Source organism: Anaerotruncus sp. G3(2012), from assembly GCF_000403395.2.
Taxonomy (GTDB): domain Bacteria; phylum Bacillota; class Clostridia; order Oscillospirales; family Ruminococcaceae; genus Anaerotruncus.
In genome coordinates this window covers 685422-699057 of the sequence record NZ_KE159657.1, presented here as the reverse complement: position 1 = coordinate 699057, position 13636 = coordinate 685422, and the positions used below count along the sequence as shown (strand labels likewise).

11 protein-coding genes are annotated in these 13636 nt (G+C 54.7%); 1 reads left to right on the top strand and 10 read right to left on the bottom strand.

The genetic code is table 11. The annotated features are described in order from the left end of the window. Nucleotides 1–41: 41 nt before the first annotated feature. The gene (locus tag C814_RS09070) at nucleotides 42–2663 is read right to left on the bottom strand and encodes a valine--tRNA ligase (protein WP_016315369.1); all 2622 of its coding nucleotides are present in this window, start codon (nucleotides 2661–2663) and stop codon (nucleotides 42–44) included. Between the two features lie 232 nt (nucleotides 2664–2895). On the opposite strand from C814_RS09070, the gene C814_RS22100 reads away from it, so the two are divergent. Next, nucleotides 2896–3561, top strand: a complete 666-nt coding sequence (locus tag C814_RS22100; RefSeq protein ID WP_016315368.1) for a helix-turn-helix domain-containing protein — start codon at nucleotides 2896–2898, stop codon at nucleotides 3559–3561. Here C814_RS22100 and C814_RS09060 read toward each other — a convergent pair. The 9 genes from C814_RS09060 to tig form a co-directional block, all read right to left on the bottom strand. Next, nucleotides 3542–4108 carry a site-2 protease family protein gene (locus C814_RS09060; protein WP_120481712.1) on the bottom strand — a complete coding sequence of 189 codons (567 nt, stop codon included), beginning with the start codon at nucleotides 4106–4108 and terminating at the stop codon, nucleotides 3542–3544. The two genes, C814_RS22100 and C814_RS09060, sit on opposite strands and share 20 nt — an antisense overlap. Further along, nucleotides 4098–4928 (bottom strand): M23 family metallopeptidase, encoded by an 831-nt coding sequence (locus tag C814_RS22095; RefSeq protein WP_016315366.1) that lies wholly within the window; start codon nucleotides 4926–4928, stop codon nucleotides 4098–4100. The genes C814_RS09060 and C814_RS22095 overlap by 11 nt, the downstream gene beginning before the upstream one ends. A gap of 141 nt (nucleotides 4929–5069) precedes the next feature. Continuing rightward, nucleotides 5070–6254 carry a THUMP domain-containing class I SAM-dependent RNA methyltransferase gene (locus C814_RS09055; protein WP_051142425.1) on the bottom strand — a complete coding sequence of 395 codons (1185 nt, stop codon included), beginning with the start codon at nucleotides 6252–6254 and terminating at the stop codon, nucleotides 5070–5072. A gap of 60 nt (nucleotides 6255–6314) precedes the next feature. Next, nucleotides 6315–7685: an MATE family efflux transporter gene (locus C814_RS09050; RefSeq protein ID WP_016315364.1), complete on the bottom strand. Its 1371-nt coding sequence runs from the start codon at nucleotides 7683–7685 to the stop codon at nucleotides 6315–6317. A 132-nt stretch (nucleotides 7686–7817) separates the two neighbouring features. After that, nucleotides 7818–9446, bottom strand: a complete 1629-nt coding sequence (gene groL / locus C814_RS09045) for a chaperonin GroEL (protein WP_016315363.1) — start codon at nucleotides 9444–9446, stop codon at nucleotides 7818–7820. A 47-nt stretch (nucleotides 9447–9493) separates the two neighbouring features. Continuing rightward, nucleotides 9494–9778 carry a co-chaperone GroES gene (gene groES / locus C814_RS09040; RefSeq protein WP_016315362.1) on the bottom strand — a complete coding sequence of 95 codons (285 nt, stop codon included), beginning with the start codon at nucleotides 9776–9778 and terminating at the stop codon, nucleotides 9494–9496. Between the two features lie 283 nt (nucleotides 9779–10061). Further along, nucleotides 10062–11375, bottom strand: coding sequence for an ATP-dependent Clp protease ATP-binding subunit ClpX (gene clpX / locus C814_RS09035; RefSeq protein ID WP_016315361.1), 1314 nt, complete (start codon nucleotides 11373–11375; stop codon nucleotides 10062–10064). Between the two features lie 43 nt (nucleotides 11376–11418). Next, nucleotides 11419–12000, bottom strand: coding sequence for an ATP-dependent Clp endopeptidase proteolytic subunit ClpP (gene clpP / locus C814_RS09030; RefSeq protein WP_016315360.1), 582 nt, complete (start codon nucleotides 11998–12000; stop codon nucleotides 11419–11421). 231 nt (nucleotides 12001–12231) lie between these two features. Further along, a complete protein-coding gene (gene tig, locus C814_RS09025) occupies nucleotides 12232–13539 on the bottom strand; it encodes a trigger factor (protein ID WP_016315359.1) in 1308 nt (435 codons plus the stop codon). Nucleotides 13540–13636: the final 97 nt, after the last annotated feature.

Genomic DNA, 13636 nt, shown 5'->3' with positions numbered 1-13636 from the left:
GCCCCGCCTTTTTACAGGAGGGCGAAACCCTTGCGGATTGCTTATTGGAATACCGCGATCGACTCTTCGATCCGGGCAAGACGCTCCTTCTGCTGCTGGAGCTTGGCGCGCTCGCCCTCGACAACTGCTGCCGGTGCTTTGGAGACGAAGCCAGGGTTGTCCAATTTTTTAGAGAGGGCCCCAATCTCCTTCTCCACCTTCTCCTTCTCCTTGTTCAAACGGGCAATCTCCTTTTCCTTATCGACCAGCTCATCCATCGGGATGAAGATGCGCGCCGCATTGGTGATGACCTGAACCGCACCTTCCATTGTGAAGCTATCCGCCACTGTCACCTCAGAAGCGGACGCCAGCCGCTGGAGGAACGGGCGTCCCTGCTCGAACACCTCCGGTTCCCCGGTGGCGATACAGAGCTGCGCCTTTCTGGAGGGAGGGACATTCATCTCGGCGCGGCGGTTGCGGACTGCGCGGATCGCATCCATGACCTTCTCAAAGTCAGCCTCCTCCTTGGCGAAAGCGAGCGACGGGGTATAGACCGGCCATGCGGAAACCATGATACTCTCCCCTTCGTGCGGGAGCGCCTGCCAGATTTCCTCGGTGATGAACGGCATAAACGGATGCAGCAGCTTGAGAGTGCCCTCCATGACATAGACCAGCACCTGCTGTGCGCCAAGCGAAGATGCTCCACCCGCTTGCAGCCGGGATTTGCAGAGCTCTATATACCAGTCGCAGAAGATATCCCAGATGAAGTCATAGAGCTTCTGTACCGCCATCCCCAGTTCAAATTTCTCGAGATTTTCGGTGACATCCTTCACCAGCGTATTGTATTTGGAAAGTACCCACTTGTCCTCAACTGTGAGGGTATCCGGTAACTTGACCACATCCACCTCGTCCGAGAGGTTCATCAGGATAAACCGGCTGGCGTTCCAGAGCTTATTCGCAAAGTTGCGGGAGGCGTTGACCTTCTCGTCCGAGAAACGCATATCATTGCCCGGACTGTTTCCGGTCGCGAGGGTAAAGCGGAGCGCATCCGCGCCATACTGGTCAATAATCTCCAGCGGGTCGATCCCGTTGCCCAGGCTCTTGGACATCTTGCGTCCCTGCGCATCACGCACAAGGCCATGGATCAGCACCGTATCAAACGGAACCTCCCCCATATGTGCAATACCGGAAAAGATCATCCGCGCAACCCAGAAAAAGATGATGTCATAAGCAGTGACCAACGTGTTGGTTGGGTAGAAATATTTCAGCTCTTCGGTTTTGTCCGGCCATCCAAGGGTCGAAAATGGCCAGAGCGCCGAGCTGAACCAGGTGTCAAGGGTGTCGGGGTCCTGATGGACGTTCCCGCTGTGGCAGTGGGCGCACTCGTGAACCTCCTCTTTGGAGACGGTGATCTCCCCGCAGTCGGCACAATGCCATGCTGGAATTCGGTGTCCCCACCAGAGCTGACGGGAGATGCACCAGTCTTTTACGTTGTCCATCCAGTTGAAGTAGATTTTGTCGAACCGCTCGGGGACAAACTTCGTTTTGCCCGCCCGCACAGCTTCGTTAGCGGGCTTGGCAAGCGGCTCCATCCGGACAAACCACTGCTTGGACACGCGCGGCTCGATGATGGTGCTGCACCGATAGCAGCTTCCGACGTTGTGGCTGTAGTCCTCCACCTCTTTGAGGAATCCACCCGCTTCGAGATCAGAGACGATCGCTTTACGGCATTCCTCGCGGGTCATGCCAGCATATTTTCCACCGTTCTCGTTGATGGTCGCATCCTCATTCAGCACATTGATAACCGGCAGGTTGTGTCGCAGGCCAACCTCGAAGTCGTTCGGATCATGCGCCGGGGTAATCTTTACCACACCGGTGCCGAAATCCATCTCGACATAGGTATCAGCGATAATCGGAATTTCCTTGTTCACGATCGGCAGCAGAACCATCTTTCCTATCAGGTCCTTGTACCGCTCGTCATCCGGATGCACTGCGACTGCGGTATCGCCGAGCATCGTCTCCGGGCGGGTGGTCGCGACCTCGAGCATCCGGTCAGTCCCCACAATCGGGTAATTGATATGCCAGAAGTGCCCCGCTTTTTCCTCGTAGGTGACCTCTGCTTCGGAGATCGAGGTTTTGCAGTGGGGGCACCAGTTGATAATCCGTTCGCTGCGGTAGATCAGGCCCTTTTCATAGAGATTGACGAACACCTCCTTGACCGCCTTGTTGCAGCCCTCATCCATCGTGAACCGCTCACGTTCCCAATCGCAGGAGGAACCCAACTTTTTCAGCTGGCTGACAATCCGCCCGCCATACTGTTTTTTCCATTCCCATGCGCGTTCTAAGAACTTCTCCCGGCCAATCCCCTCTTTGGTCAGCCCTTCGGCGCGCATCGCCTCGACGATCTTCGCTTCGGTCGCGATCGAAGCGTGGTCGGTCCCCGGCAGCCAGAGCGCACTGCGCCCCTGCATCCTGCGCCAGCGGATCAGGATGTCCTGAAAGGTTTCGTCAAGGGCATGTCCCATGTGGAGCTGTCCAGTAATGTTAGGCGGCGGGATAACGATGGTATACGGCTCCTTTTTGGGGTCCACTTCTGCATGGAAGTAGTTGCCGTCCATCCAAAATTGATAGGTTCTGTCCTCGACCTGTTTGGGATCGTAGACCTTTTCCAGTTGCTTGCGCATGTATCTTTTCCTCCAATATAGGCAGATTTACAGGTTATTTTTCTATTATATCGGAGAGTGCAGGTAAATTCAAGGCGTATTCTCTGTTCAAGCGCTGAATTTCTTTGTTTTTTACCGTATTTTTCTGGCATGGCACAGATGTTACATCCGGTTGCGGGAATGTAAAGTCGATGCGGTAGACAAAATACAGGAAAATGATATAATGAGGGAAATCAGCTCGGAGGTGTTTTGAATGAACTTTGCAGAAAAACTCCTACATCTGCGGAAACGGGAAGGGCTGTCCCAGGAGGATCTGGCCGCACATCTGGAAGTGTCGAGACAGGCTGTCTCCCGTTGGGAGATGGGTACAGCGCTTCCCGACGCGCCGAACCTGCTACGGATCAGCAAACGGTTTGGTGTGACCGTCGATTTCCTGCTGAATGACAGCGAGCCGGAACCCCCGGACGCAGCCGAAGACCAAATCAGCCGGTACACAAAACAGAAACAGCAGGCGGCAGTCCTGCTGCTGGTCGGGATGCAGTCGCTCGCGTGCCTGTGCGGGCTGATAGGACGGTTCATTCAGTCCGAACTGATGGTTTGGATTGGTCTGACGCTGAATCTCGTCGGAGTGATTGCCTTTGAAGCCGGTTTTCTCGCATATTTCGGTACCCGCGCAGTGCAGGACTCCCGCGGACTGTTTTACCGAATTTCAGTCTGGTTTTTCGCCTATTCCCCAGTCCATATGGCTGTGACAGCCCTTTGGCGGCTGTATCCCAGGCCCCACCTGGCCTTCCTGGAGTGGGGAAGCGCCCTGACCGTTTATCTCCTGATCTGCGTTTTCACCTCTGTTCGCCTGACCGCCCCCTCTCCGAAAAAAGACGAAAAAGAAAGCCCTCCTGTCAACCACGCAGAAGGGTAACCGCTAGATAGCCCGCTGTCAGCAGGAGGGTGTAGTTCCCCTGTGCAGCCAGGTAAAATCCATAGGCGAAAAGCGGTGTCAGCACCAGAAATCCAATCCATTTTTGCAGGCGATCGGCGTGTTCGGGAGAGCAGCCCCGTCCCAACGCCAGCCGCAGGAGCTGTCCACCGTCCAGCCGGCCGACCGGAAGCAGATTGAACAGGATCAAGCCCAGGCTCACGATGGTAAACAGATTCCAGCCGCAGAACAGCCAGACGATTCCTCCGGTAAGCAGATTCGCAAGCACGCCTCCGAGATAGACCGCCGCTTCCCGCCCGTCCGGCAAAAGCCCCCAACGCTCGATCTGCACTCCAAACGGGCTGAACCGCATCTCCGGAATCTGATAACCGGTCAACCGCATCAGGACGATATGCCCGCTCTCGTGCAGGACAACCGCTGCAAGTGCAGGAAGCCCAATCCCTTCCCGGTCGACCAGCATATAAACCGCGAGTACCGCGAAAAAACCGAATGAAAAGGACACCCTTGTCCCGCCTGCTCTAAATTCCATAGCCTTCCATCCCATCCACGACCCATGCAGGATTAAAATAAACCCCATTTTTCTGCACCTCAAAATGCAGATGCGGGCCGGTCGAAATTCCCGTACTTCCCACCCGCGCGATCAGCTCCCCCTTGCGCAGGTTGGCCCCCTGCTCCACGATAATCTCCGCACAGTGGCAGTAGGTGGTCTGGCAGCCATTTCCATGATCCAGCGTGACATAGTTGCCATAGATCGCCGATTCCCCAATCTCGGCCACTCTGCCGGGAAGCGGGGTATGAATCCCTGCGCCAGATGGCGCCGCAATATCCAGCCCCCGATGAAAGTCGTCTGCCGCGGTCAGCGGATGGATGCGGAACCCATAAAACGAGGTCACCCGCCCGCTGACCGGCGGTTCCACCTGTGCGGAACAGAACAGCGGCGCGAGGGAACAGGATGCAGGAAGGTGGGACTGGTCGTCAGTCCCCGTCCAGCCACCCACGCCATTCAGCTCCTCTCCGGCTGTCTCCTGTACAGCAGCGGGATGCCGGTTGTCGCGCAGCAGCAGTTCGAGCCATCCAAGAACGGTTTCACGGGTGCGGTTCCAAAGCATCCCCCCCTGTTCCTTTGCCGCTATGACCGCCTGTTCCGGCAGTGTGACCTTTTCTGCGGTCATCAGCAGCTGAATCTTTGGAGAAACGGCCGCAGCCTGCATTGGGTTCGCTGTGGATAGCCCCAGTGCCACCGCTACCGCTGCCGCACAGATCACGATCTGCCCCAAAAGCAGCCCTGCTCCTGTATCCTGCTGTCTGTCCCGTCCCGGAATCCTCCGGCGCGCTCTCCGTTCTGCCATCCTGCATACTCCCCTTTTCTTCCCTTTGTTTCAATCTATGCAGAAAACGGACAAGAAATGCAGCCGCCTGTCAGTCAAAAAACTGACAGGCGGCTCGATCTGATCGCTATAATCAAGGCTACTCGAAAAAAACATTCTTTATCAAGTGTGCTTGGTATCATCGCTGGATTCGGCGGACCCGCGCGGGTGCTTGTCCGGCTTCTGGAAATACATGAAAAGCTGGCAGCGAATCGAACCGTTGTAGAGCTTCCGGCGGCGGGCGGCAGGCCGCCCGAACAGCTCTTCAAACGAGTCGTGCGGGCTGATGATATAGTAACCGGTTCGGTCGCCGGGAACAAAGACCTCCCCCATCGTGCGGCAGATCTGTTCCGCCTCCTGTAAGTCAAGCAGACGCTCCCCATAAGGCGGATTGGTCAGCACGATTCCTGGCCGTTCGGTGTCCAGCGGACGGAAGTCCGAGAGGTCCGCCCGCTTCACCTTGATCCGGGAGGCTACCCCGGCTTTGACGGCGTTCTCCTGCGTCAGACGAACCGATTCCGGATCGTTGTCCGAAGCGTAAGCCAAAAATGCAGCATCCCGCCGCACCTGCGCAACTGCTTCCCGCCGTTCCCGCTCGAAGGTGCCATCCTGAAAACACCGCCAGTCCTGCGCGGTGAACCTGCGGCGGATGCCCGGCGCGATGTTCAGCGCCTTCATCGCCGCTTCGATCACCAATGTACCTGAACCACACATCGGATCATAGACCAGCGAATCCCCGCGCACCCGCGCCAGATCGACGATCCCGGCGGCAAGCGTCTCTTTGATCGGCGCTTCATTCGCATTGCTGCGGTAGCCGCGTTTATGCAGGCCCGCACCGGTCGTATCAAGCAGGAGGGTTACCATATCCTTATAGATAGAGCACTGCACCTGATAAAGTGCACCCGTCTCGTTGAACAGGCTTTGGTGATAGACCTGCTCAAACCTCCGCACGATCGCCCGTTTGACAATCTTCTGGCAGTCCGGGACACTGTGCAGTTTGGAATTGAGCGACGAACCTTTCACCGGAAACCGGTCGTCCACACCGATAAACCGTTCCCAAGGGAGGGCCGCAGTCTGGTCGAACAGCTCGGTAAACGATTCCGCGCGGAACCTGCCGATTACAATTCCCACCCGTTCGGCGGTGCGAAGCCAGAGGTTCGCGCGCGCGACCATCGAAAGGTCCCCATCAAAAAAGATGCGGCCATCCGTCACCTCCAAATTTTCTCCGCCGATCTTTTTAATCTCAAACGAAAGTACACTTTCCAGCCCAAACAAACAGGGGCAACACAATCTGACCTGATTCTCCACGCGAAATCCCCCCACTTTTCCTCCAGCATTACATTTCTTTTTTCTTCATCTGTCCTGTGCTCACGCAGGCTCTTCCTCGAAAAGCGGTTCGATCATCGTCTGATAGACATGGTGGTAGAAAATCAACGAAAGCAGCAGGGAAACCGCCTCCGCGATCGGGAACGACAACCAGACCGCATTCAGGCCAAACTCGCGCGCCATCAGCCACGCCACCGGCAGAATAACGATCAGCTGGCGCGCAACCGAAGTCACCAGACTGAGCACGCCGTTTCCGACCGCCTGGAAAACCGACGAAAAGACGATCGATACGCCCGCCCCCAAAAAGCTGATGCTGATCAGCCGCAGGGCAGGCACACCGATGGCCAGCATCGAATCGGAGGCTTTGAACATCCGCAGGAGCTGCACCGGCATTGTCTGAAAGATCAGCAAACCCAATGCCATGATGCTGAATGCATAGAGCGCCGCATCCTTGACCGCATGAATGATCCGTTCCTTTTTGCGCGCTCCATAGTTATAAGCCACGATCGGCACCAGCCCATTGGTCAGTCCGAACACCGGCATAAAGACAAAGCTCTGCAGCTTGAAATAGACGCCGAACACCGAAACCGCTGTTTCGGTAAAGGGAATCAGGATTTTGTTCATCCCGATTGTCATGACGGTTGCGATCGACTGCATAATGATCGAAGGCACACCGACCTTATAGATTTCCCGGATAATGCGCAGGTTGGGACGGAACCCTTTGAAGCTGATCCTGACGTCATGGTTGAACAGGACGTTGAAGAGCAGACCAAGCACCATCGCCAGAATCTGTCCCACCACGGTTGCGGCCGCCGCACCGTTGACGCCCATCGCGGGCATCCCGTACAGACCAAAAATCAGGATCGGGTCAAGGATAATATTGGTGATCGCGCCGATCCCCTGTGTAATCATATTGTAGATCGTGTTGCCTGTCGACTGCATGATCCGCTCGGCTGTGACCTGTAAAAAAATCCCGAAGGAAAACACTGTGCAGATGGTAAGATAACCGGTCCCCATCTCGACAATCTCCTCGGTCTGGGTAAACAGCCGGAAGAACTGCTCTGAAAACAGCCCGCCAAACAGGGCAAACAATGCCGCGCTGATGACCGCCAGGACAAGCCCATTTTCCGCGGTAGCATTCGCGTCCTCGAAATTGCGTTCCCCCAGCCTGCGGGAGAGCAGCGAGTTGATACCCACACCGGTACCCACCGATACCGCGATCATCAGGTTTTGAACCGGAAATGCCAGAGAAACCGCAGTCAGGGCATTCTCGCTCACCTGCGCCACAAAAATACTGTCTACGATGTTGTACATCGCCTGCACCAGCATCGAAATCATGATTGGGAGCGACATACTGATGAGCAGCCTGCTAACCGGCATAGTGCCCATCTTGTTCTCTTTTCTTGCCTCCATCTTCTCATTCCTTTCTGTCATGGCATGTCTACAGATTTCAAGATTAACTTTTCTATATTAGCACAATCCATCATAAAAGTAAACCCCTGCACCAGAACGATGCAGGGGGTCGAAAGCTCTTATTTTCTCAAATCAGTACATGCCGCCCATGCCGCCAGCAGGCATTGCAGGAGCCGGATTTTCCTCTTTCTCGTCAGCAACCAGCGATTCGGTGGTCAGAACCATCGCTGCAACCGAAGCCGCATTCTGGATTGCGCTTCTGGTAACCTTGGTCGGATCGACGATGCCGAGTTCGATCATATCGCCGTAAGTCTCTTTGTAGAAATCGAAGCCATAGCCAACCTTCTCAGAGCGTTTGATCGTGTCGATGATGACCGAACCTTCCATGCCGGCATTCGCAGCGATCTGGCGGACAGGCTCCTCCAGCGCGCGCAGGACGATCTTTGCACCGGTTTTCTCGTCACCGTCGAGGGTCGGGATCAGTTTTTCAACCGCCGCAGTCGCATTCAGCGGAGCGATACCGCCGCCTGCAACGATGCCTTCCTCCACAGCTGCTTTGGTGGAAGCCAGCGCATCCTCAATGCGGAGTTTCTTCTCTTTCATCTCGATCTCAGTCGCTGCACCGACCTTGATAACCGCGACACCGCCCGCCAGTTTTGCCAGGCGCTCCTGCAGCTTCTCTTTGTCGTAATCGCTGGTCGTGGTTTCGATCTGTGCGCGGATCTGGCTGACCCGATCTTTGATCTCCTTGCTGTCGCCTGAGCCATCAACGATGATCGTGTTCTCTTTCTGGATCACGACCTGACGTGCACGTCCGAGCTGGCTGAACTGGGTATCTTTCAGTTCGAGACCCAGCTCCTCGCTGATGACCTCGCCGCCGGTGAGGATCGCAATATCACGGAGCATATCTTTCCGGCGGTCGCCGAATCCCGGAGCCTTGACTGCAACACAGGTGAAGGTACCACGCAGGCGGTTAACGATCAGGGTGGAGAGTGCCTCGCCCTCGACATCCTCAGCGATAATCAGCAGCTTTTTGCCGCCCTGAACCACCTGCTCGAGCAACGGCAGGATCTCCTGGATGTTGGAAATCTTCTTGTCGGTGATCAGGATGTAAGCGTCATCCAGAACTGCCTCCATCTTCTCGGTATCGGTGACCATATACGGGGTGATATAGCCGCGGTCGAACTGCATTCCTTCGACCACCTCGGTATAGGTCTCGGCGGTCTTGGACTCTTCAATTGTGATAACGCCATCAGCCGAAACTTTCTCCATCGCTTCCGCAATCAGTTTGCCGATAAACTCGTCACCCGAAGAAACCGAACCAACGCGGGCAATATCCTCGCTGCCTTTGACCTTCTTGGAATTCTCCTTGATCGCCTCAACCGCAGCATCCACTGCTTTCGCCATGCCTTTTTTTACGATCATCGGGTTTGCACCGGAAGCGACATTCTTCATTCCCTCGCGGACGAGCGCCTGTGCCAGCAGGGTTGCGGTGGTGGTACCGTCGCCGGCTGCGTCGTTGGTCTTGGTTGCAACCTCTTTCACCAGCTGTGCGCCCATATTCTCGAACGCGTCGCCCAGCTCGATCTCTTTCGCGATCGTCACACCGTCATTGGTAATCAGCGGGGCGCCGAACTTCTTATCCAGAACCACGTTGCGCCCTTTGGGGCCAAGGGTAATCTTAACAGTATCCGCGAGTTTATCAATACCGGCCTGAAGCGACTTTCTGGCTTCCTCGCCGTAAGCAATTACTTTTGCCATAATGGTTCATCTTCCTTTCATTCCATAAAAAATTGACTGAGACAGGCTTATTCCACGATCGCGAGGATGTCGCCCTGACGAAGAATGGTGTATTCTTCCCCGTCCACCTTGACCTGGCTTCCAGAATATTTGCTCATGAGCACCTTATCGCCCACTTTGACTGTCATGGTGACTTCCTTGCCATCCACCATGCCGCCCGGCCCAACTGCCAGCACTTCCGCGATCTCCGGTTTCTCTTTCGCCGAACCTGCGAGGATGATGCCGCTCTTGGTGGTCTCCTCGGCCTCTACCATCTTCGTGACAACTCTGTCTGCCAATGGTTTGATTGTCATTACAATTCCTCCAATATAAAAATTAAATTGAAAACTCGCTTTAGCACTCATTATTCTCGAGTGCTAATATTATAATAATACAAATTTTCTAAAAATCAACCCCCTTTTTTGATCTTTTCTGAATTTTAACAGTTTTGTTACAATCCCGCTTCCAATTTCCCTGTACATCCTCTGGAAACAGGAGACGATTCTAAAAAGCTACAGATTCTACACTCCATAAAAACCGTATTAACGCAGCCCGCGTCAATACGGTTTTTATCTTCCAAATTTCTACTTTTCAAATTCAAGAAGCGCTGTCCCTGCGAGGACGGACCGGACGCCGGGCTGCTGTAATCTGGAGCCTCTGCGGACGCCGGGCCGGATCGAATTCGCAAACCGGCTTCTCTTCTTCGGTCACGCAGTTTTTGGTTATCGTAATCTTTTTAATGGTATGATCCGAAGGTGACTCGTACATCAAATCTCCCAGTACATCCTCCATGATCGCATGCAGGCCGCGTGCTCCGGTTTTCCGTTCGATCGCGCGGTCAGCGACCGCCTCTAACGCTTCCGGTTCAAAGACCAGCTCGATATTATCCAGCCTGAAGAACTGCTGATACTGCCGGACGATCGAATTTTTTGGCTCGGTGAGGATGCGGACCAACGCTTCCCGGTCGAGTGCTTCGAGGACAGTAATCAGCGGGATGCGCCCGATCATTTCGGGAATCATCCCAAAACGGATCAAATCCTGCGGCGTAACCTGGTGCACCAGCTGGTCGATCGCTTTTGCATCTTTGATGGTCGATCCAAACCCGAGGGAACTCTTATCTGTACGGCGTTCGATGATCTTTTCGATCCCCTCGAACGCGCCGCCGCAGATAAACAGGATGTCCCTTGTGTCAATTTGGATAAATTCCTGCTGAGGGTGCTTCCGCCCTCCTGCGGGCGGGACGTTCGCAACCGTACCTTCCAGGATTTTCAGCAGTGCCTGCTGCACACCTTCACCCGAAACATCACGGGTGATCGAAGGGTTCTCACTCTTGCGGGTGATCTTGTCGATCTCGTCGATGTAGATAATCCCTTTCTGCGCACGCTCCACATCATAATCTGCCGCCTGAAGCAGCCGAAGAAGGATGTTTTCAACATCCTCGCCGACATAGCCCGCTTCGGTCAGGGTGGTTGCATCCGCGATGGCAAACGGAACATTGAGCATCCGCGCGAGGGTCTGCGCCAGCAGGGTTTTGCCCACGCCTGTCGGGCCGAGCAGAAGGATATTCGACTTGTTCAGCTCAACATCCCCCATGTCCCCGAAATAGATGCGCTTATAGTGGTTATAGACCGCGACCGAGAGCGCACGCTTCGCTTGGTCCTGCCCGATCACATATTCGTCCAGTTTTTCTTTAATCTCACGCGGCTTATATACAGTAATCTGTTGCTGCTCCGGCCGCTGGTGACGGCTGGAGCGCTGCGGAGGGGCATCGTCATCCAAAACACTCTGGCACAGCTCCACGCATTCGTTGCAGATGCAGACGCCCGGGCCGGCGATCAAACGCTGTACCTGCGCCTGCATCTTACCGCAAAATGAACAGCGCAGTTCCCTTTGATCCTCCATTCTTGCCATGTGACACCTCCTAAAATCGTCGGCTTCACGCAGATGCCAACTTTTAACGATGGTCGATGATCTTATCCACCAGACCGTAATCCACTGCCTGCTGGGCAGTCATAAAATTGTCGCGTTCGGTATCGCGCTCAATCACCTCAAGCGGCTGTCCCGTTTGTTCCGACATAATACGGTTCAGTTTCTCCCGCGTGCGGATCACCCAGTCGGTGCGGATTTTCATGTCGGTCGCCTGCCCCTGTACCCCGCTCGACGGCTGATGGATCATGATTTCGGAGTTGGGCAGGGCGAGACGCTTGCCTTTCGCGCCCGATGAGAGCAGGAATGCACCCATTGAGGCTGCCAGGCCCATGCAGATGGTTGATACATCGCATTTGATATAGTTCATTGTGTCGTAGATCGCCATGCCCGCAGAGATCGACCCGCCCGGGCTGTTGATGTAGAGGCTGATGTCCTTGTCGGGGTCCTGTCCTTCCAGATACAGAAGCTGCGCAACCACCAGGCTTGCAGAAGCATCGTTCACCTCGTCGCAGAGCATGACAATCCGATCATTGAGCAAACGGGAAAAAATATCATACGACCGCTCGCCCCTGTTTGTTTGTTCCACTACCATTGGCACTAAGCCCATATGAATTACCTCCTAGATGGATTGGATCTGCCGCAAAACATCCCTCTACAATCCAAAATGACGGTTCCAGAGCATACTGCCCACACATTTGGACAGCTTACCGCTAGAATATCAATGCGGCATTACTGCCGCATTGATATGTAACCTGCGCGATCACTCGGCAGGGACTCCCTCTTTGAGTTTGTGGGAGACCGTTTCCGGTCCCTTTTTCTGTCTCTGATAGCGCCTTGCTCAGTCAGAGGTTTTTTCGGGGCTGACTTCGGAAATCTCCGCGCTCTCACGGATCATGTCGAGCGCCTTGTTCATCGCGATGCCATGAGAAACTTCGGAGGACGGAACGATCTGCTTGACCCGCTCAAGATCAGTATTGTATCCTTTCGCGATGTCTTTCAGCTCTTCCTCCAGTTCCTCATCCGAAACCTCGATCCCTTCCAGCTCAACAATCTTCTCAAGCGCCAAGCGGACCTTTACCTGGGACTCAGCCTCCTGCCGGAACCCATCCCGGAACTCGCTCATCTCCTTGCCGGCATACTTCAGATAGGTCGGCAGGTTGAGGCCCTGCGCCTGCAAACGGTAATCGAACTCCTGCACCATATCATCAATGCGGTTCTCGTACATGCACGCCGGGATATCCGCCTCCATGCTGTTCGAAACCATCTCCATCAGCTTGTTTTCAACCTCGGTCTGGCTCTGGTCATCCAGACGCTCCTGCTGTTTCTTCTTGAGGTCTGCTTTCAGCTCGCCGAGTGTGTCAAATTCACTGACATCCTTCGCAAACTCATCATCCAGCTCGGGCAGCTCTTTGGCGCGGATCTCATGCAGCTTGCATTTGAACACTGCCGCTTTGCCTTTCAGCTCCTCCGCATGATAATCCTCCGGGAAGGTGACGTTCACATCAAACGCATCACCGGCATTATGGCCCGCGACCTGCTCCTCAAATCCAGGAATAAAGCTGTTGGAGCCGAGCTGGAGCGGGTGGGACTCCCCTTTGCCGCCTTCGAACGCGACACCGTCCAGGAATCCCTCAAAATCAATGACTGCGGTATCGCCGGTCTGCGCTGCGCGGCCTTCAACGGTAATCATCCGGCCGTTCTGCTCCTGCATCCGCTTGATCTCCGCATCGACGTCCTCATCGGTCGCAGTGCGCACAACCTTCTCGACCTTGAGGCCCTTATAATCCGCAACCTTGACTTCCGGCTTGACCGCAACCGTTGCCTTAAAGGTATAGCCCTCAGCGGCGGAAGCATCCTCCACCTCAATGTCCGCGCGGTCGACCGGTTTGATACCGGTTTCAATGATTGCCGCCTGATATGCCTTCGGATAGGTGCTGTTAATCGCGTCCTCAAAGAAAACGCCCTCGCCGTACATCTTTTCAATCATCTTGCGGGGGGCCTTTCCTTTTCGGAATCCCGGCACCTGCATCCGTTTGACATTTTTTCTGTAAGCAGCGTCAATCGCCTTGCCGAACTCTTCTGCACCGACCGAAATTGTCAGTTCCACACGTTTGTCATCATTTACTTTCTGGGAAATAACTGCCATTTTATACTTCCTCCTGAAAACGTACTTTAAACTGCTCCTGCCACTTTTCATGGAGGAACGTATTTGAGCTTTTTGCCCACCAATTTAATATTATAGC